Below are 19,627 nucleotides of genomic sequence, written 5' to 3'. Positions count from 1 at the left end.
CTGGTACGACACGGAGCTGTCCTCACATCAGCGACTTTTACAGGCCATCCAGACGCGCGTCCACCGCGTCGAGGGTCGGCCAAGGGGGACCCTCGCGCAGCAAGCGCAGGAATCCCTCTCCGAGCCGCCTCCTGTCCGGAAACTGGTCGCCAATGTCCCAACGCCACGCTGCGACCATGGCGAGCACGAGCTGCCGGCAGTCGTCCAGCAGTTCTTGGTCAACGCCCGGGTAGTGCTCGCAGATCGCCACGGGAATATGGGCGAGATCGAACTCGACAGGTCCTCGGCAGCACGTCTCGAAGTCGATGAACAACGGGCCGTTCTTCGTGCTCAGGAGATTGCCTGGATGCGGCTCGCCGTGAAGCAGCTGCTCCTCAGCGCCGCGGTCCTCGATCGCCCGTCGCAGGCCTTCGAGTCTGCCACTGAGGAACACGCGGTCCGCATCGGCGAGCTCCGGCGAGAGATCGGGGTTGGCAACGATTTCTTCCGCTTCCGCGATTCGATCCGTGAACCGTGGGCTCGGCAGATCAACCTTGCGCATGCCGGCGTGCAGCCGCTCCAGCGCCGTGGCGTAGTCGGCTGGTGGGACGTGAGGTGTCACGGGCTCGTAGTACGTCCACAGCGTCACCGCGAAGCCATCGCGCGTGTACACCAGCGGGTCCACCCGAGGCTCCAAGGCGCACACCGGGGACCCGACCTCAGCGAGCCGTTGAGCGAGCTCGATTTCGAACTCTGCAACCTCTTCCCCCACTGGGGCGACCCGGGCGAAGACGTCGGATGGCGTCAGCCGCAGCGCCAGCTTGTTCGAGTTGTGGAGAACGATTGCGTCGTTGGCTGGCAGGTCGAGCTCAGTGGCGATCGAAGTCGCAGCCGCGATCGCACGGGTGATGTCGGACAGCTCCATAATGTGGTGAGGCTACCTTCGCGATCTGGTTCTGTCCTTCGTATTCGGCCGGGCTGCGGTACGTCGGGATGCTGTGCAGGCGGGAAATCCGGTGGTACGCCGAGGTGCGAGGGTCCACTGTGGTGATCATGCACCTCACGTTCCATCACGACCCGCGCGGCGAATGCTTCACGCTGATCCGGCGAGCGGACGGCGCGGTGTTCACCCTCTCCTCGTACTCACGCAAGCACCGCGTCCCCCACGACCTCGCGCACGCAGTCACCGAACGCGAGCTCGGAATCCCCGACGGAATCTTCGGCTGCATCGCGGCCGGAGCGGTGTTCGACAGCATGCAACAGACCGCAGGCAAGAAACGCCACGACGCCAAGACCCGCAGCACCCGAATCCTGAAGGCACCGAACAGCATCGGCATCAGCGAAGTCCTCACCAGCGTCATCCACGAAGCCGTCGAGAACGACCGCCCAACGCCCTACACCCAAGCCCGCGAAAGCTGGGGCATCACCCAAGCCGCCCCCTGCCCCTACGACAACGCCGACCTGGACCGCGCCACCAACACACTCCGAGACCTGAGCCACCGCTGGCAATCAAACCCCGACCCCCTCGTCTTCCCCTGGCCCAACAAACTCCACGCCGCCGCACGTTAACCCGCAGCACAGACTCAGCACGCCGAAGTCCAGTCGCCTCGACTGATCACGCCAGCACGACCGCACATCCCGCAGTCGACCGCGGGCGGCAGCCCGCCCTCAAGGCCGGGCGGGCGGGAGCGACCGCGAGCACGCAACGACAGGAGCGCGCGTAGCGGTTGCGTGGGGAGAACTACTCGTACATCTTGTCCAGTACGTCGGCGTACTCGATCTCGACGTGCTTGCGCTTGAGCTTCAGGCTAGGTGTCATCTCACCCGACTCGACCGTCAGATCCCGCTCGAGGATCGTGAACTTCTTGATGGTCTCCCACCGGTTCAGCCCGGCGTTCAGCTCGTCGACGTACCCCTGCACCATCACCTGAGCCGCGTCCGAGCTCACGATCTCCGCATACGACTTCCCACCAAGCCCATTAGCCGCGCCCCACCCGACCACAGCATCAGGATCCAGCGTCACCAACGCCGACACGAAGTTCCGCTTGTTGCCATGCACAACAAACTGGCTGGCGTACGGGCAGATCGTCTTGAACCGCCCCTCGATCACCTGCGGCGCGACATACTTCCCGCCCGACGTCTTGAACAGGTCCTTCTTCCGATCGGTGATGAAGAGATACTCGTCCTCGAAGTGCCCGATGTCCCCGGTGTGGAACCACCCGTCCGCATCGATCACCTCGGCCGTCTGCTCCGGCTGGTTGTGGTACCCGCTCATCACGCCGTCGCCCTTGATCAGGATCTCCCCGTCCTCGGCGATCTTGAACTGCGTCCCAGGGAACGCCGGACCAACACTGCCGAGCCGGTACTGCGTGGGCCGATTCAGCGTCGCCCCAGCCGCCGTCTCCGACAGCCCGTACCCCTCGAGAATCAGCAGCCCAGCAGCGTGGAACCACTCCGCCAGCTTCTTGTCCAGCGCCGCCGACCCGGACACGAAGAACCGGATCCGTCCACCGAAGCGATCCCGGATCTTCGACAGCACGAGCCGATCGGCGGCGGCGTACTGCGCTCCCAGCAGACCGCCCGGCTCCTTGCCCTGCTGGCGCAGCGCGGACACACGCGCGCCCACCCCGAAGGCCCAGTCGAACAGCTTGGCCTTCGGCCCGCCCTCGGACGCGATCATCGTGACGATCCGGCCGTGCGCCTTCTCGAAGATCCGCGGCGCCGCGGCCATGAAGGTCGGCTGGACGATGGCGGCGTTCTCGACGATCTTGTCGATCCGCCCGTCGATCGCGGTGGCGAACCCGAGCTGGAACTGTACGGCGAGCAGCACCTGACCGAACACGTGCGACAACGGCAGCCAGAGGAACTGGAGATCGTCCGGGCTGAGCACCCGCATCCCCTCGACGGCAGCGCCCTCGTACGTCCACACCGAGTGCGGCAGCCGCACGCCCTTCGGCCGGCCGGTGGTGCCGGAGGTGTAGATCAGCGTGCAGAGGTCTTCCGGCTTGACCTCGGCGATCCGGCCGTCGACGGCGTCCGCCTCGTCCGCGCCCAGCGCGTCCAGGGCGGCGAGACTGATGACCCAGTCTGCATCGCTCTCCAATGGTTCGCCGTCGATCAGGACCACCTTGCGCACCGAGGGGATCTCGGACTTGCGCTCGCGCAGCTTGTCCACCTGAGCCGCGTCCTCGGCGAACACGACCTGTACGTCGGCATCCGCGATGATGAAGGCGACGTCGACGGACATCGTGGTCGGATAGATCGTGGTCGTCGCGGCCGCGGCGAGGACGGCGGCCAGGTAGCACTCGACCCATTCCATCCTCGTGCTGGACGCGATCGCGACCCGCTGCTCGGGCTGGACGCCGAGGGCGACCAGGCCGGCCGCGCGACGGCGCGCCAGTACATCCATGGCGCGCCAGCTGACCGACTTCCAGGCGTCACCCGAGGGGTACCGGAAAGCTTCTCGGTCAGGAGTCGCGGCGACCCGGTCCAGGAACATCTGGGCCATGGTGTCCTTGCGGTTGCTGAGCAGCGCGAGCTGGCCGGAATCGGCGACAGGCGTCATAACTGGCCTCCATCGGGGGTCAAGTAACCGGAGAGTAATCGGTACCGGGCACCGCTGACCATGGCACTCGCGTACCCACGGCAGCCTTCTGCATTACGTTTCCGCAACAGGGAACAGGTACCTACGGCCGGTGCCTCCAGTCTTACTGTCCGTTCAACCGCTGCTGATCCAGGGCGTGCCGGGCCGCCTCGGCATCGGGGTGATCGAGAGCCTCCAGGATCTCCAGCGCCTCGGTCCAACTGGCATGGGCCGCGTCGTCGTACCCGGCTCGCTCCTCGACGCCGGCCCGCGCCATCAGGCACTCGGCCGTCTCCAGGCGACGGCCCTGGGCGCGCACGATGTCGACCGCGGTCGTGTAGCTGGCGATCGCGTCGTCGAGCCGGCCGGCGGCAGCCAGTGCAAAGGCCATCGTGTCGCTGACGACGGCACGCCCGTACTCCGAGTCCTGCTCCTCGAAGAGCTTCAGCGCCTGCTGTGCATAGTCGACCGCAGCCTCGTACTCGCCGAGCTGCGCGTAGTACCAGCCGAGGTTGTTCAGTGCCGTCCCTCGCGGGTCAGTGTGCCCGGTGCGCTCGTAGATCCGCAGCGCGCGGATAGTCTTCTCGATCGCCTCGCGATGCTTGCCCATCCGGGTGAGCACGCGGGCCAGGCTCAGCGACCCGTGGGCGATCGCGGGCTGGTCGTCGAGCTCCTCCGCGATCCCCATGGCGAGTTCGTGGTGCCGGATGGCGTCGTCCCACTCCCGCATCGCCATGTGGCCGCGGGCGAGGTCGCGGCGTGTCTGAGCCTGCTTGCGCAGGTCACCGAGTCGCACCGCCGCCTCGAGCGCCAGTCCCTCGGCCTCCATGTACCCGGACCGGCCGCGGAAGTCGAGATAGTCCGCGATCGCCCACACATACAGCCAGAGCCACTGATCGGCCCGCCCGGCAGCGGACTGCAGTACGGCGAGATTGTTCGGCTGCTCCGAGTCGAACCAGGCGAATGCCTCGTCGCGACTGGCCGGCAGCACGAGCTCCACCGCCGGATCGAGCTCAGGCAACTCGACCGGCTCCCGGCTCGGAGCAAGCAGCAACGCTCCAGCGAACCCGGTGTGCACCAGGTAACCGAGCAATCGTGTGAACGCGGCCGAGGCCTCGTCGGGCTCGCACAGCTCGCGCGCATACGTCCGCAGCAGATCGTGCAGCACGTAGCGATCCGGTGTGATCTCGACCAGCTGGTGATTGGCCACCAGTACGGCGACCATGTTCCGGGCGTCGCGGATCGGCGTACCGGCCAAGGCTGCTGCGGCACCCGTGGTGATCTCACTGCCGGGGTGCTGCGCGAGCAACCGGAACGTGCGCGCCAGCTCAGGCCGCAGCTGCCGGTAGGACCAGGAGAAGATCGTCCGTACGTCGACTCCGTCGGTGGTCGCCAGCGCGTCGAGCGGCGCCTCGTTGACCAGTTCGACGAACGACTTCAGCTCTCGCCGCGGCCGCAGCGCGATCTGGGCGGCGAGCAGCGACAGCGCCAGCGGAAGACCGGCGCACCGGTCGATCAGGGTGTCGACGCTGGCCGGATCCTCGCGCAACCGGCGTTCGCCGACTCTTGCCACGAGCAACTGTCTCGACTGGTCCGGGTCGAGTACGTCGAGCCGGATCGGCTCGGCCTGCTCGGTAGCGACCAGACCCGCGAGTTCGTTGCGGCTGGTGACGAGGGTGATACAGGTCGCGCCGGTGGCCGCGAGCGGCCGGACCTGCTCCGCCGTACGGGCGTTGTCCAGCACGACCAGGACCGAACGGTCGACGAGCAGGCTGCGGTACAACCCGACCTGTTCGTCCGCGGTCACCGGGAGGCGGTCGGCCGGGATCCCCAGCGCGGCCAGGAACCGGGGCAGCACCGAGAGCGGGTCCGCCGGGACCGCGGCAGGCGAGTAGCCGAGCAGGTCGGCGTACAGGATGCCGTCCGGGAAGCGGTCCGCGACCTGCTTGGCCCAGTGGATCGCCAGCGATGTCTTGCCGATCCCGGCCGGGCCGATGACCAGCGCGACGCGCGAGCCCGGCAGGAGGTCGTCGAGCTGCCGGAGGTGCTCGGTGCGGCCGGCGAACGCCGGTGCGACGGATGGCAGCTGCCGCGGTACGACCATGCTCTCGGTGTCGGTCGCGGCGAGCAGCTCGGCATGCAGCCGTTGGAGCTCGGCACCGGGTCCGACGCCGAGGAGATCGCGGAGCCGCCGCGACACCTCGCTGTACGTCGACAGCGCGAGAGCCTGCCGCCCGGCCGCGTGATGGGCGCGCATGAGCTGGGCCCAGAAGCGCTCCCGGGTCGGGTATCGCTGGACGAGCTCGGTGAGTTCGGGGATGACGTCGGCCGCGCCGCCCTGCGCGAGCCGGGCGTCGAACGACAGCTCCAAGGCCCGGAGGTGCTCCTCGACCAGGCGCGGAGTCATCTCTCGAGTGAGAGCGCCCGTGTCCAGGCCGGCGAGCGGCTCGCCTCGCCAGAGCGCGAGGGCCTCGGTGAGGAGTTCGGCCCTGGCCGAGGGATCCGTCGTCTCACCGGCCCGCCGTACCAAGACCCGAAACACCTCGAGGTCGAGCCGGGACGGGTCCGCCCGCAGGGAGTACCCGCCGTCGCCGGTCTGGATCATCGTCCGATCGGTGTCGCCCAGCGCCGCGCGCAACCGGGACACGTAGATCTGCAGCGCCGCCCGCGGACTCGTCGGGAGATCGTCGTCATCCCAGAGCACGTCGACGAGATCGTCGGCCCGCACGGTCCGGTTCAGCCGCAGCAACAGGGCGGCCAGCAGCACCGCCGGACGATGTGACGGCAGCGGAACGACGTCACCGTCGGCGGTCCGAACCTCCACCGTCCCCAGCAACCGGAACCGCAGATTCGCGGATCCGATCACAGCCCCTTGCTCCAGCTCGGTCACCTCCGCACGAAGGAGACCTCACCCTATCCTCGCGGCTGGTCCATCGGCGCCCCTCCGCACGAGGGCCGCACATTCAAACGAACGCTCTGCGATCAGCGCCGGGCGAGGAGCTCCGCGATCTGTACGGCGTTCAGGGCGGCGCCCTTGCGGAGGTTGTCGTTCGACACGAACAGCACCAGGCCGCGGTTGCCCGGGACGGACTGGTCCTGCCGGATCCGGCCGACGTACGACGGGTCCTGGCCGACCGCGAGCTGCGGCGTCGGCAGCTCCGCGAGTACGACGCCCGCCGCCGAACCGAGGATCTCGGTGGCGCGCTCCGGGCTGATCGGCTCCGCGAACTCGGCGTGGATGCTCAGCGAGTGACCGGTGAACACGGGCACCCGGACGCAGGTGCCGGCGACCGGGAGGTCCGGGATGTGCAGGATCTTGCGGCTCTCGTTCCGCAGCTTCTGCTCCTCGTCGGTCTCACCGGTGCCGTCGGCAACGATCGACCCGGCCAGCGGCAGGACGTTGAACGCGATCGGGCCGGCGTACACCTTGGGCTCGGGGAGGGGGACGCCGTCGGTGCCGCGAGCGAGGCGGCCGCCGTACTCGATCAGGGCCTTCGCCTGGTCCTCGAGCTCGCTGACGCCGACCCCGCCGGAGCCGGAGACGGCCTGGTAGGTGGAGACGATCAGGCGGGTCAGGGTCGCCTCGCGGTGCAGCGGGGCGAGGACGGGCATCGCGGCCATCGTCGTGCAGTTCGGGTTCGCGACGATGTTCTTCGGGAGGTGGTCGAGGTCGCCCGGGTTCACCTCGGACACGACGAGCGGCACCTCCGGGTCCATCCGCCAGCCCGATGAGTTGTCCACCACGACGGCCCCGGCCGCGGCCACCTTCGGCGCGTACTCCTTCGAGGCCGTCTTCCCGTTCGAGAACAGCGCGAGGTCGAGGCCGCTGAAGTCCGCCGTCGCGGAGTCCTCCACCGTCACCTCGGTGTCCCCGAACGGCAGCTTGCTCCCTGCCGACCGCGCCGACGCGAAGTACCGCACCTCGTCAACCGGGAACTCGCGCTCGACCAGCAGCTCTCGCATCACGCTGCCGACCTGTCCTGTGGCTCCGAAAACTCCTACTCGCATGCCGGAAACGGTAATGGGCGCACCGCCCTGACGCCTGCGAGTTTCAGCATGCGGCCGGACCGCCGGCACTCATCAATGCGCGCTCGCCGGGTGTGCTCACGCTCAGGCGGGTTGCGTTCGGGGCCTTCGACGGCATTGATGAGTGCCGGCGGTCCGGCGCCTCGGGGCGGGAGAGGCGCCGGACCGCGGCCCTCAGGCGTCGGCGACGAGGGTGCCGCCGTTGGCGACGTCGGTCGTCTCGATCTCGGTGAACACGATGCGGACGGACTCGCCCTTGGCGCCGAGGATGGCGATGGCGGACTCGGTGACGGCGGCGACGAACTCGCGGCGCTGGTCGAGGGTGCGGCCGGAGAGGAGTTCGACGGTGATGTTCGGCATACAGATTCTCCAGAGAGTTGGCGGTTCTGTGTTGTGGGACAGTGTTCCAGGGTTCAGCCGACGGCGGCGGCCCGTCTCGTCGTGAGGTCGTCGGGGTCGGTGTCCAGCGACGAAACCAGCTCGTCCACGTCGGTACGACGCTCCGGCAGCAGCAGCCCGAGGCCGACGTACACGACCAAGGAAGTTGCCAGCGGCAACGCGACGACCAGGGTGGTGTCGGTGGAGTCGAGGCCCCACTTCACGATCGCCCAGACCACCAGTCCGATCGCCCACGACGCCAGCGCGGCCCGCGCCCCGCAGCGCCGGAACCACGGCAGCAGACCGAGCATCAGCGGGATCGAGATCGGCCCCATGGTCGCGGCGACCAGGTCGACGACGATCTTCAGCACCACACCTTCACCGTTGGTCGCGATCGCGATCAGCATGCTCAGCGTGACGAACGTGAACGTCGTGATCCGCGCGAACTTCAGCGCCCCGGCATCGGTCAGCCGGCGCACCTTCGGCACCAGCACCGGCGCCAAATCGCGGGTGATCACGGACGAGATCACGTTCGCGTCCGAGGCCACCATCGCCATCGTGTGCGAGAAGAACCCAGCCAGCACCAGCCCGATCAGTCCGGTCGGCAGCAGCAGTTGCGCCAGTTCGACGTACGACTGCTCCGGCTTGCCCGGGTGGACCAGCAGCGGCGCGGCGCACATCGGGATGAACAGGATCAGCGGCCAGACCAGCCACAGCACCGACGACAGCAGCGCGGACCGCTTGGCCTCGGACCCGGACGGCGCGGCCATGTACCGCTGCGCCAGGTTCCACATGCCGCCGTTGTACTCGAACGTCTTGATGAACAGGAACGCGATCAGGAAGATCGGGGTGTAGGGCCCGTTCAGCGCGTCACCGTGGCCGGCCGGCAACTGGTCCCACATCTTCCACAGCGTCGGTACGCCGTCCAGGTGCGCCATCACGCCGACGAACATCGCGATGCCGGCCGCGAACTGGATGACGAACTGCCCGAAGTCGGTGAGTACGTCGGCCCACAGCCCACCGAGCGTCGCGTACAGCATCGTGACCACGCCGGTGAGCAGGATCCCCCACCGCATCGGTACGCCGGTGAATCCGTTCAGCAGTACGGCGATCGCCACCCACTTCGACGCGATGTCGACAACCTTCAGCGCGGCACCGGAGTACGCGAGCGCCTGCTGGGTCGGCAGGTTGTAGCGGCGGGCCAGGTACTCCAGTGGTGAGACGACGCCGTGTTTGGAGCGCAATCGGTTCCAGCGGGCGGCGAACAGGAACGCGCCGATGCCGACGCCGACCCCGATCGACACCGCCCACCAGACGTAGACGGTGATGCCGTAGCTGTAGGCGACCGCGGCGAAGGCGACGAACATGACCGCGCTGTAGCCGGACATGTGGTGCGAGATGCCGGACAGCCACCACGGGATCCGGCCACCGGTCGTGAAGTAGTCGACGACCGTTTTGATCTTGGTGCGCGACCAGACCCCGATCAGCACCATCAGCACGAAATAGCCGACCAGGACCGTCCAGTCCAGTGCGGTCATCAGAGATCCTCCCAGGGGCGATGGGCGAGTGACTGGAAAGGTTCCACTGAACAGAACTTGGTGTCAAGACACGGAACCTGGAACCTTTCTCGGTCCGGTTCCACGGTTGACAGGAGGTTCCGTCGATTAGAACCTAGTTCCGTGAATGCTCAGCCGCCCCTCCACATCAGGCATGCCACCCACCCCGATCAGGTGCCCGGCTTCGACACCGCCGCCCTGCGCTCGCACTACCTCGTCGACAACCTGTTCACGCCCGGCACGATCACCGCGGTGCTCACCCACCACGACCGGATCGTGCTGGCCGGCGCCCGCCCCGCGAACGGTCCACTGACGCTCGGCACCTGGCCGGAGCTGCGCAGCGAGTACTTCCTCGAACGCCGCGAGGCCGGCATCGTCAACGTCGGCGGTCCGGGCACGGTCACCGCGGACGGCACGAAGTACGAGCTGCCGACCGGAGCCTGCCTGTACGCCGGCCGCGGGGCTCGCGAGGTCGTCTTCGAGGGCTCGGACGCGGCGTTCTACCTGTTCTCGGCCGCCGCCCACACCGAGTTCCCGACCACGTTGGTCAATCCCGGTGAAGGCAACCGGCTCGAACTCGGCGACCAGCAGACCGCGAACCGCCGCACGATCGACCAGTACATCCACGCCGACGGCGTCCGCAGCTGCCAGATCGTGCTCGGCGTCACCACGCTGCACGCCGGGAGCACCTGGAACACGATGCCCGCGCACACGCACGACCGTCGGACCGAGTGCTATCTGTACTTCGGGCTGCCCGAGACCGAGCGGATCGTCCACCTGCTCGGCGAACCCGACGAGACCCGGCATCTGCTGGTTGCGGATCGCCAGGTGATCATCTCGCCCAGCTGGTCGATCCACTCCGGCGCGGGCACCTCGTCGTACAGCTTCGTGTGGGCGATGGCGGGCGAGAACCAGGCGTTCGGGGACATGGACGGCGTCGACGTCCGGGAGCTGCGGTGACGGCTGACCCGTTCAGCCTCCGCGGGCGTACGGCGCTCGTCACCGGAGCCCGGCGGGGTATCGGGGCGGCGATCGCGGCCGGGTACGCCGCGGCCGGCGCCGACCTGATCCTGATGGCGCGCGACGCCGCGCTCGAGGACACGCTCGAAGCGATCAAGCAGAACGGCGGCGGTGAGGCGACGGTCGTCATCGCCGACTTCGCCGATCCGGACGCGGTGGAGGCGACCGCGATCGAGCTGGCGCGGACGCGGCGGATCGACATCCTGGTCAACAATGCGGGAACGATCCGGCGCGGGCCGGCGGCCGAGACCAGCACCGCCGACTGGCGGCACGTGATCGACGTGAACCTCAACTCCACCTGGGCCGTGACCCGGCCGATCGGTGCCGCGATGGCCGAACGGCGTACCGGCAAGATCGTCACGATCGCCTCGCTGCTGAGTTTCCAGGGCGGGGTCAGGGTTCCGGCCTACACTGCCAGTAAGCACGCGGTCGCGGGACTGACCCGGGCACTGGCCAACGAATGGGGTCCGGCCGGGGTTCAGGTGAACGCGATCGCACCCGGCTACATCAGTACCGACAACACCACCGAGCTGCGCGCGGACCCTGCCCGCGACGCCGCCATCCGGGAGCGCATCCCGGCCGGCCGCTGGGGGCGGGCGGAGGACCTGGTCGGCGCCGCGGTCTTCCTGGCTTCGGCGGCGGCCGACTACGTCAACGGGCACGTGCTCGCGGTCGACGGTGGCTGGCTGGCCCGGTAGGTGACGTGAGGAGTGGCAGGATGACCGACATGAGTTCGCCCTCGGCCATCGACAAGACGCTGATGGTGCTGGACGCCGTACTGGAGCACTCGCGCTTCACCGACGTCGTGAACGCGACCGGCCTGGCGAAGTCGACGGTGCACCGGATCATGGCGTCGCTGGTGGAGCACGAGTTCGTCGCCCAGGCGGAGGACGGGTCGTACCACCCAGGTCCGAAGGCACTTCGGCTCGCGGGTCACGCCCTCACCAACGTCGACCTGGCCACGGTCGCCCGCCCGGTCCTCGCGGATCTGGTCGCGCAGACTCGTTGCACCGTCCACGTCGGCCTGCTCAACGGTGACGAGGCGATCTACGTCGCGCGTCTCGACGGGCCGAAACCGTACCGGATGCCGTCTCGCGTGGGCAAGGCGTTCTGGCTGCACTGCACTGGCATCGGCAAGGCACTGCTGGCCGAGAAGGACGACGAGGCTCTCGACGCGCACATCACCCGCACCGGCCTGCCCGCCCGCACTCCCCTGACCCACACCACCGCGGCCGCGCTCAAGGCCGACCTCGCCCAGGTCCGCACCCGCGGCTACGCGCTGGACGACGAGGAGAACGAGCCGGGCATCCGCTGCGTCGCCTCGGTCATCCACGACCACACCGGCACGGCGATCGCCGCCGTCAGCATCTCCACACTCTCCCTCGAGCAATCCATCGCCCAGGTCGCGCTGATGGCTCCCGCCGCCATCGAAGCCGCCCGCAAGATCTCCGCCGCCCTCGGCTACCTGGAGCCCACTCACTAACTCGTGGCGCTGGTGTAGCGGGCGCCGTTCGACGTGGTCCGGGGTGTCCTGGACGAGCTCTCACATGGGCGCCCCGACCAGGTGCGACGGGCGCTGCACGACCGCCTCCAGATTCTCGAGGATCGAACGTGGCGCTGCACGGAAGCAACCGCCACGATCCATGACTACATGACGAGCTGAGCTGTACGTCGGGCGCCGGCCCAGCGGACGACGGGGACGAACAGGAGGCCGGCCGCGGCGAACCAGACGCCCAGGATGATCCAGCCGGGGACCCCGAGACCCAGTGGGAGCAAGGCCAGGATGGTTGGGGCGACCATCGTGCTGATGGACATGCTGGTGTTCCAAACGCCTTGGTACTGGCCTTGGGCGTGCTCGGCGGCGAGTTCGAAGCTGAGCAGGAACGAGCCGGAGGACTGCAGGAGTTCGCCGGCTACCTGGACCAGAGCACCGAGGGCGAGCAGGCCGACCGCGACGGCCGCGTTGCCCCAGGAGGCGCCGGCGAACAGGACCATCGATGCCAGGAGCAACAGTCCGGCGGTCCGGGTGGCCCGCGCGGCCGTGGTCAGATCCGAGATCCCGCGCGAGGACCGGACCTGGAAGAGCGCGACCACCACGGTGTTGATGATGAGTGTCAGGGCGACCATCCAGCGCGGCGCCTCGGTGTGGTCGACCACCCAGAGCGGGATCGCCACGTCGAAGATGGCGTAGTGGATCGACATCGCGGCGTTCAGCGCGGCCACCGCGAGATACCCGCGATCGCGCAGGGCGACCCAGACCGGCCCGTCGTCGCTTCGTTCGAGCGGTGCCACAGCAGGCACAGCCAGTACGACGAACGCCGCGATCGCACTGAGCACCGCGTCGAGCACGAACATCAACCGGTACGCCGTACTCGTGTCGAAGTGCAGGGCGAACGCACCGATTCCGGCGCCGGCCATGATGCCGATGTTGGTCACGGCCCGCAGGTAGGCGCGGGCAGCAACCCGGCCCGCCCCCTGCGTGATGGCGGCGATCAGTGCGCCCCGGACGGCTCCGGCGCCCCGGTCGAAGGCAGTCAGCACGATCGACACGATCAGGAACTGCCAGAAGGTGTCCACCAGCAGATAGAGCAGCGACACGCCGCAGAGCATGAGGCTCAGGATGACGAACAGTGTGCGCGGGCCGCGGCGGTCGGCCAGATGCCCCATCGGCACGGCCGACAGCAGACCGAACAGTCCGGCGACGGTGAGCCCGAGACCAACCTGTGCGATCGACAATCCGACGATCCGGGTGAAGTACAGCACGCTGACCGTCATCAGCAGCCCGTTGCCGACCCGGCTGAGCAGGGTGGCCAGTGCGAGTGGGCGAAGCGGTCCAGGTGCGGGCAGCAGACCCCTCATGCGCGCGCCACCACGCGCTGCGCGGTCTCGCGGAGCTCATCCATCAGGTCGACGTCGGACTCCAGCATTCGCTGCATCTTCGCCGGTTCCTGCTGGCCGAACATGACGCCGATGGTGACCTCGTGGTCCGGCCGGCTCAGCACCTCGACCGGATCACCGGCACCGATGGATCCGGTCCGCAGTACCTTCAGATAGGCGCCCGGACGGCCGGCTTGGTGGAATCGCTTGACCCAGTGCGGCTCCTGCATCCTGTGCTGGAACGTGATGCACGGGATCCGCGGCGCCCGGACCATGACCTCGACCTCGGCACCGATCCGCCAGGTCTCGCCCAGCAATGCGCCGGTGATGTCGAGGCCCCCGGTGCGCAGGTTCTCACCGAAAAGCCCGGTCGGGATCTCCCGGCCCAGTTGCGCGGACCACCAGTTGGCGTCCTCGTCGGCGTACGCGTAGAGCGCCAGGTCGGGGCCGCCGTGGTTCTTGGTGTCGCACACCATGTCACCGGTGAGCCCGAGCTCACCGACCTGTACTCGGCCCGCCTGCGGTCGCTTGTCGATGGCCGTGAGACCGGTCTCCTTCGGACCCGGAATCAGCTTCTCCACCACGTTGACCGTCAGCACCCGCATACCGGGCATACTCCCTCGCCCGGCCCGCGGTCTCCACCGAATTTCTAATCCTGGATGGCCTTCACGATGGCGATGTTGCGGGTGAGCCAGTCCTGCGGCAATGATTCGTCGGCGTCCTCCAGCGTCCACAAGACATTGAGCATCTGCCGGACGATCACCCAGTCGCGGGCGCGCTCCTCGTCCAGGCCGGCCGCGTCGATCGCCGTGTAGAAACGCTGTTTGACCGCGAACCGAAGGTCGCCGGAGGCAACGACTTCGTCCCAGCGGTTCCAGATCAGCGGCGCGACCTCGAAGTGCGGGTCGCCGGACAACGGCTTCGGGTCGATCACCAGCCAGGGCTCGCGTTCTGCCGCCAGCATATTCTCGTAGTGCAGATCGGTGTGGACCAGCCGGCCGTCGGTCGCCGGGTCCGCGACGAAGTCCTCGGACAGCGCGATCGCCTGCTCGACGTACCGATGCGGGACCGGCGCCGAGGCCGGCAACTGCCGGAACCGTTCGAGCCACCGCTTCAGCTCACCCGATAGCGTGCGGAACTGCGGGCCGGCCGGGACATGCAACCGCTTGTAGGTGCCGCCAACGATCTCGCAGGCGTCGAGGGCATCGATCGTGGTCAGGTCCCGCGGTTCCAGCCGCTCGAGCAGCAACGCGAACCGGCGCGGATCGGCCCGCAGCAACTGGACCACGCCGTTCCCGGCCCACGCCCGCAGCGCGAGATGCTCGGTCTCCGCCTCCCAGTGCGGGAACTGCACCTTCAGTACGGCGCGCTGCCCGTCCGCCGTCGTCACCGGGACGACCAGAGCACAGTTCCCGTACGCCGACGTACCGTCGACACGCAACTGCCACTCGTCGAGCAGTTCGCGGGTGAGCCGCGGCAGGCGGTCGAGCCAGTCCGCCCAGTCCGGACCGCGCGACGCGACGACCAGCAACCCGGCGGGGATGTCGACCGGCACTACTTCTTGGCCTTCTCCCCGGTGTCGGTGGTGCGCAGGGCGGCGATGAAGGCCTCCTGCGGCACCTCGACCCGGCCGACCATCTTCATCCGCTTCTTGCCTTCCTTCTGCTTCTCCAGCAGCTTGCGCTTACGGGTGATGTCACCGCCGTAACACTTGGCCAGCACGTCCTTGCGCATCGCCCGGATCGACTCGCGGGCGATGATGCGGGACCCGATCGCGGCCTGGATCGGCACCTCGAACTGCTGCCTGGGGATCAGTTCCTTCAGCTTGCCGGCCAGCGCGACGCCGTAGGAGTACGCGTTGTCGCGGTGCACGATCGCCGAGAACGCGTCGACGGTCTCGCCCTGCAGCAGAATGTCCACCTTGACCAGCGCGGCCGCCTGCTCACCGGTCGGCTCGTAGTCGAGCGAGGCGTAGCCCTTGGTCTTCGACTTGAGCTGGTCGAAGAAGTCGAAGACGATCTCGGCCAGCGGCAGCGTGTAGCGGAGCTCGACCCGGTCCTCGGACAGGTAGTCCATGCCCTGCAGGTTGCCCCGCTTGGCCTGGCACAGCTCCATGATCACGCCGATGAAGTCCTTCGGGCTGAGGATGGTCGCCTTCACCACCGGCTCGTAGATCTCGGCGATCTTGCCCTCGGGGAACTCGCTCGGGTTGGTGACGACGTGCTCCTTGCCGTCCTCCATCTCGACCCGGTAGACGACGTTCGGCGCGGTCGAGATCAGGTCGAGGTCGAACTCGCGCTCGAGCCGCTCGCGGACGATCTCCATGTGCAGCAGGCCGAGGAAGCCGCAGCGGAACCCGAACCCGAGCGCACCCGAGGTCTCCGGCTCGTACTGCAGGGCCGCGTCGTTCAGCTGCAGCCGCTCGAGTGCGTCCCGCAGCGTCGGGTAGTCGTCGCCGTCGATCGGGAACAGCCCGGAGTACACCATCGGCTGCGGATGCTTGTAGCCGCCGAGCGCTTCGGTCGCGCCGCGCACGGCCGCGGTGACGGTGTCACCGACCCGGGACTGGCGGACGTCCTTCACGCCGGTGATCAGGTAACCGACCTCACCCACACCGATACTCGGCGTCTTCATCGGCTCCGGCGAGATCACGCCGACCTCGAGCATCTCGTGGACCGCGCCGGTCGACATCATCTTGATCCGGTCCCGGTGGGTCAGCTCCCCGTCGACGACGCGGACGTAGGTGACCACGCCGCGGTAGGTGTCGTACACCGAGTCGAAGATCAGGGCCCGCGGCGGCGCGTCCTTGACGCCCTTCGGCGGCTCGACCTGCGCCACGATCTCACTGAGCAGCTCCTCGACGCCCTCGCCGGTCTTCGCCGACACCTTGAGTACGTCGGACGGGTCGCAGCCGATGATGTGGGCCAGCTCGGCGGCGTACTTCTCCGGCTGCGCGCTGGGCAGGTCGATCTTGTTCAGCACCGGGATGATGTGCAGGTCCGCGTTCAGCGCGAGGTACAGGTTCGCCAGCGTTTGCGCCTCGATGCCCTGCGCGGCGTCGACCAGCAGCACCGCACCCTCACACGCCTCCAGCGACCGCGACACCTCGTAGGTGAAGTCCACGTGCCCGGGGGTGTCGATCATGTTCAGGATGTACGTCGTACCGTCCGGGGCGAGCAGGCCACCCGGGGAGTCGGGTCCGGGCGTGAACGGCAACCGGACCGCCTGCGACTTGATCGTGATGCCGCGCTCACGCTCGATGTCCATCCGGTCCAGGTACTGCGCCCGCATCGAGCGGTCGTCGACCACCCCGGTGATCTGCAGCATCCGGTCGGCCAGCGTCGATTTGCCGTGGTCGATGTGGGCGATGATGCAGAAGTTCCGGATCAGCGACGGGTCGGTACGACCCGGCTGAGGCACGGTCGTGGGGCCAGCGGGCACGGAGGGGATCCAGTTCAGCTCGGGTGACGGGCAATCGGTCAATCATCCCATGCGGGGCCAGCGGATTCGAAAATCGCGAGCGGGCGGACCCGCCCGGCGCCTACCGTCTGTGGGCATGGCACACGCTGCAGGGGTCCGGTTGCCCTTCGAGGAGGTGCCCGCCGGGGTGCGGGCGTGGGTGGAACGCGCGCTCGGGTCGGTGGTGGTCTCCGCCACGACCCAGCAGGGCGGGTTCTCCCCCGGCGTCGCCGCCCGCCTGGTGACCGCGTCCGGCCGCCGCGCCTTCGTCAAGACCGTCGGTACGTCGCTCAACCCGAAGACCCCGACGCTGTTCCGCAACGAGATCGCCGCGATCCAGGGTGTCGGCCCGTTGCCGACGGCCCCGGCGCTGTACGACGTGTACGACGACGGCGACTGGGTCGGGCTGCTCCTGGAGGACATCGAGGGCTGGCTGCCGTCCCACCCGTGGGAACAGCACGAGGCCGACCGTGTCCTGGAAGCTCTCGCCGAGCTGACCGCAGCACTCGACCCTTCACCGTGGCCGGACGCGCCGCTCGCCGCCGTACGGAGTGAGGAGTTCCTGAGTCGTTGGGACAACGTCATCGCGGACGGACTGGACGTACCCGACTGGGTGGCCGGACGCGAGGACGAGCTGGCGGAGCTGGCCCGGATCGGGTTGCGGGCGTTGGCGGGGGGTAAGGCCCTGTCGCACTGGGATCTGCGCGCCGACAACATCATCCTGACCGACGACCGGGTGGTCTTCATCGATTGGGCGCACGCAGCGTTGGCGCCACCGTGGACCGACGAGGTCATTCTGCAGGCGGACATGCGCGAGTCGGTCACGCTGCCGCCGCTGTCGGGTGACGTGGCGATCACCGGCTTCCTCGCCGCCGTCGCGGGCGGCCTGTGGTGGGGCGCGTTCCAGCCGGCCCCGCCTGGCCTACCCACCATCCGGCCCTGGCAGCGCAAGCACGCCTTGATCCACCTGGACTGGGTCCGGGAGCGTCTCGCCTGACGCAGCGTTTCGGCGCGTCGCGCGTCTCCTGGGTGTGACGAATTCAATGGTGAGTATCAGAGGACCGGTCGGGTCTCTGGCGCACGACGACGCGCGAACCGCGGTGTCGGAGCTCTACAGCCGGCACTGGGCCGGGCTGGTCCGCCTGGCCGTGCTGGTGGTGAACGACTGGCCCGCGGCCGAGGACGCCGTACAGGAGGCCTTCACCGACCTGTATCGGCACTGGCCGCTCCGGGACAACGACAAGGCGCTCGGGTGGCTGCGGACCACTGTGGTGAACCGCTGCCGGTCGGTGCTGCGCCGTCGCCGGACAGCGCAGCTCTACACCCCGCCGCACGAGGAACCACACGACTCCGCCGAGAGCACCGCCGTACTCGGTGAGGACCGGCTGCAGGTCAGACGCGCACTGCAGGCGTTGCCTGCCCGCAGCCGGGAGGTGCTCGTACTGCGCTACTACCTCGATCTCCCGTTCGACGAGATCGCCCAGATCCTCGGGATCAGCCCGTCCACCGCCCGGGCGACCGCCTCCCGTGGCCTCACGGCCCTGACCCAGAAGCTTGAGGAAGTCCGATGAACGACACCGAAACCCGCCTGCGCGACTATCTGCACGCCGAGGCCAACACTGTGCCTGGCTCCGCTCAGGGCCCGGGCCTGGAGCTGGACAGCACCGGCAGCTCGACCCGGCGCTGGGCGCCGATGGCCCTGGCCGCCGCCGGCATCGCCGCCGCACTGCTCCTGGCCGTACCGTTCCTCCGCGGTCTGTCCGACCACCAGCCGTCCGTGTCCGGCCTGCCGGCCGCGGTGTCGACGCAGGCACCGTCGATCCCGTATGCGGTCACCGTCCAGAACAACCCGGACAACCCGCTCGACACCTGGTGGGCCGTCCTCCACGACCGCGGCGGGACCGTCGAGAACCCGGGGGTGAAGGGGGACGTCCGGGCGCGGGTCGACGGCGGCTGGCTCGTCGACACCGGGTACCCCGATCCGAAGAAGTCGCAGGCCGCGGTCGTCTCGCCGGCCGGCAAGGTCAGGCCGATCGGACCGCTCGGCGCCATCAACTCGACGGTCTCGCCCGACGGACGCGAGATCGCCGTCGCGCTCTCGACGTACGGCGACAAGACCGGTCGCGTGGTCGTCGTCGACCTCAAGAACGGCAAGGAGGTGTCGAGCGTCACCGTCCAGACCCCGAACCTCGAGCTCCTCGGCTGGAACACGGACGGCATCTGGATGAATCCGCACTCCCCGGGTGCCCGGCCGGTGACCGTGTGGCAGCCCGGATCGAGCGAGGTGCGGACGGCCGGGAATCTCGCTGGTGAGCTGGAGGTGGCGCGCGGCAGCGGCACCGTCGTGCTGTTGAGCAGCACGGGCAGCCAGAAGGCCTGCGCCAAGGCCGCCACGCTGGGCGCGAAGGGACTCGTGGTGAAGCGTGAATACTGCTTCGAGGTCGCGACCCAGCGCGCGCCGTACGCGACGCTGTCGCCGGACGGAGCGACGATCGCCCTCAGCACGGGGGTCGCCGTCGACATCGCCACCGGGAAGACCACCGAGCTGGGGCTCCCGGCCAGGTCCAGGATGGCCGACGGTGGCGTTTTCGAGGACCCGGCCAATCTGATCCTCGTCGACGACTCTCAGCCGGCGCAGAAGATCTTCCGGTGCGGCGTCGCGACCGGCGAGTGCAAGCAGCTCGTGATCGCCAAGCGCAACGAGATCATCGCGCTGGTACAGCCCTGACCCCCGACATCGGCTCAGCAG

17 protein-coding genes are annotated in these 19,627 nt (G+C 68.5%); 7 read left to right on the top strand and 10 right to left on the bottom strand.

Features of this window, described 5'->3' with window-relative positions; translation table 11 throughout:
• Window positions 1-37: 37 nt before the first annotated feature.
• Window positions 38-904 carry a phosphotransferase gene (locus E0H75_RS12400; protein ID WP_202872969.1) on the bottom strand — a complete coding sequence of 289 codons (867 nt, stop codon included), beginning with the start codon at window positions 902-904 and terminating at the stop codon, window positions 38-40.
• 128 nt (window positions 905-1,032) lie between these two features.
• Here E0H75_RS12400 and E0H75_RS12395 point away from each other — a divergent pair, with 128 nt between their 5' ends.
• Window positions 1,033-1,548 carry a hypothetical protein gene (locus tag E0H75_RS12395; protein WP_131513643.1) on the top strand — a complete coding sequence of 172 codons (516 nt, stop codon included), beginning with the start codon at window positions 1,033-1,035 and terminating at the stop codon, window positions 1,546-1,548.
• Window positions 1,549-1,720: 172 nt separating this feature from the next.
• Here E0H75_RS12395 and E0H75_RS12390 read toward each other — a convergent pair whose 3' ends face one another.
• The 5 genes from E0H75_RS12390 to E0H75_RS12370 all read right to left on the bottom strand — a co-directional run bounded on the left by E0H75_RS12390 (window position 1,721) and on the right by E0H75_RS12370 (window position 9,504).
• The gene (locus E0H75_RS12390) at window positions 1,721-3,544 is read right to left on the bottom strand and encodes an AMP-dependent synthetase/ligase (RefSeq protein WP_131513642.1); all 1,824 of its coding nucleotides are present in this window, start codon (window positions 3,542-3,544) and stop codon (window positions 1,721-1,723) included.
• A 142-nt stretch (window positions 3,545-3,686) separates the two neighbouring features.
• Entirely contained in the window at window positions 3,687-6,452 is a 2,766-nt protein-coding gene (locus E0H75_RS12385; protein WP_131513641.1) for an AfsR/SARP family transcriptional regulator, read from the bottom strand.
• A gap of 92 nt (window positions 6,453-6,544) precedes the next feature.
• Window positions 6,545-7,570, bottom strand: coding sequence for an aspartate-semialdehyde dehydrogenase (locus tag E0H75_RS12380; RefSeq protein WP_131513640.1), 1,026 nt, complete (start codon window positions 7,568-7,570; stop codon window positions 6,545-6,547).
• 192 nt (window positions 7,571-7,762) lie between these two features.
• Window positions 7,763-7,948 carry a tautomerase family protein gene (locus E0H75_RS12375; RefSeq protein WP_131513639.1) on the bottom strand — a complete coding sequence of 62 codons (186 nt, stop codon included), beginning with the start codon at window positions 7,946-7,948 and terminating at the stop codon, window positions 7,763-7,765.
• A gap of 53 nt (window positions 7,949-8,001) precedes the next feature.
• Window positions 8,002-9,504 carry a sodium:solute symporter family protein gene (locus E0H75_RS12370; protein WP_131513638.1) on the bottom strand — a complete coding sequence of 501 codons (1,503 nt, stop codon included), beginning with the start codon at window positions 9,502-9,504 and terminating at the stop codon, window positions 8,002-8,004.
• A gap of 141 nt (window positions 9,505-9,645) precedes the next feature.
• On the opposite strand from E0H75_RS12370, the gene kduI reads away from it, so the two are divergent.
• The 3 genes from kduI to E0H75_RS12355 are packed head-to-tail and all read left to right on the top strand — an operon-like array spanning window position 9,646 to window position 12,025.
• Window positions 9,646-10,482, top strand: a complete 837-nt coding sequence (gene kduI, locus E0H75_RS12365) for a 5-dehydro-4-deoxy-D-glucuronate isomerase (RefSeq protein WP_131513637.1) — start codon at window positions 9,646-9,648, stop codon at window positions 10,480-10,482.
• The gene (locus E0H75_RS12360; protein ID WP_131513636.1) at window positions 10,479-11,240 is read left to right on the top strand and encodes an SDR family oxidoreductase; all 762 of its coding nucleotides are present in this window, start codon (window positions 10,479-10,481) and stop codon (window positions 11,238-11,240) included. The genes kduI and E0H75_RS12360 overlap by 4 nt, the downstream gene beginning before the upstream one ends.
• Window positions 11,241-11,260: 20 nt before the next feature.
• The gene (locus E0H75_RS12355) at window positions 11,261-12,025 is read left to right on the top strand and encodes an IclR family transcriptional regulator (RefSeq protein ID WP_238162980.1); all 765 of its coding nucleotides are present in this window, start codon (window positions 11,261-11,263) and stop codon (window positions 12,023-12,025) included.
• Window positions 12,026-12,189: 164 nt separating this feature from the next.
• Here E0H75_RS12355 and E0H75_RS12350 read toward each other — a convergent pair whose 3' ends face one another.
• The 4 genes from E0H75_RS12350 to lepA are packed head-to-tail and all read right to left on the bottom strand — an operon-like array spanning window position 12,190 to window position 16,860.
• Window positions 12,190-13,401 carry an MFS transporter gene (locus tag E0H75_RS12350; protein WP_131513635.1) on the bottom strand — a complete coding sequence of 404 codons (1,212 nt, stop codon included), beginning with the start codon at window positions 13,399-13,401 and terminating at the stop codon, window positions 12,190-12,192.
• Entirely contained in the window at window positions 13,398-14,024 is a 627-nt protein-coding gene (locus E0H75_RS12345) for an MOSC domain-containing protein (protein WP_131513634.1), read from the bottom strand. The genes E0H75_RS12350 and E0H75_RS12345 overlap by 4 nt, the downstream gene beginning before the upstream one ends.
• Before the next feature lie 44 nt (window positions 14,025-14,068).
• Window positions 14,069-14,974, bottom strand: a complete 906-nt coding sequence (locus tag E0H75_RS12340; protein ID WP_131513633.1) for an aminoglycoside phosphotransferase family protein — start codon at window positions 14,972-14,974, stop codon at window positions 14,069-14,071.
• Window positions 14,974-16,860, bottom strand: a complete 1,887-nt coding sequence (lepA, locus tag E0H75_RS12335; RefSeq protein ID WP_202872968.1) for a translation elongation factor 4 — start codon at window positions 16,858-16,860, stop codon at window positions 14,974-14,976. Before lepA ends, E0H75_RS12340 begins: the two co-directional genes overlap by 1 nt.
• A gap of 115 nt (window positions 16,861-16,975) precedes the next feature.
• On the opposite strand from lepA, the gene E0H75_RS12330 reads away from it, so the two are divergent.
• From E0H75_RS12330 to E0H75_RS12320, 3 genes are read left to right on the top strand one after another with little or no spacing between them, the layout of a single operon-like run.
• Window positions 16,976-17,875 (top strand): aminoglycoside phosphotransferase family protein, encoded by a 900-nt coding sequence (locus E0H75_RS12330; RefSeq protein ID WP_131513632.1) that lies wholly within the window; start codon window positions 16,976-16,978, stop codon window positions 17,873-17,875.
• A 46-nt stretch (window positions 17,876-17,921) separates the two neighbouring features.
• Window positions 17,922-18,449 (top strand): RNA polymerase sigma factor, encoded by a 528-nt coding sequence (locus E0H75_RS12325; protein ID WP_131513631.1) that lies wholly within the window; start codon window positions 17,922-17,924, stop codon window positions 18,447-18,449.
• Window positions 18,446-19,606, top strand: coding sequence for a hypothetical protein (locus E0H75_RS12320; RefSeq protein ID WP_131513630.1), 1,161 nt, complete (start codon window positions 18,446-18,448; stop codon window positions 19,604-19,606). Before E0H75_RS12325 ends, E0H75_RS12320 begins: the two co-directional genes overlap by 4 nt.
• Window positions 19,607-19,627 lie beyond the last annotated feature (21 nt).

Origin of the sequence: Kribbella capetownensis, assembly GCF_004331485.1 — a bacterium.
Lineage (GTDB): Bacteria > Actinomycetota > Actinomycetes > Propionibacteriales > Kribbellaceae > Kribbella > Kribbella capetownensis.
Note: the sequence above shows the minus strand (reverse complement) of the source record. Positions and strands in the feature narration are given on the sequence as shown.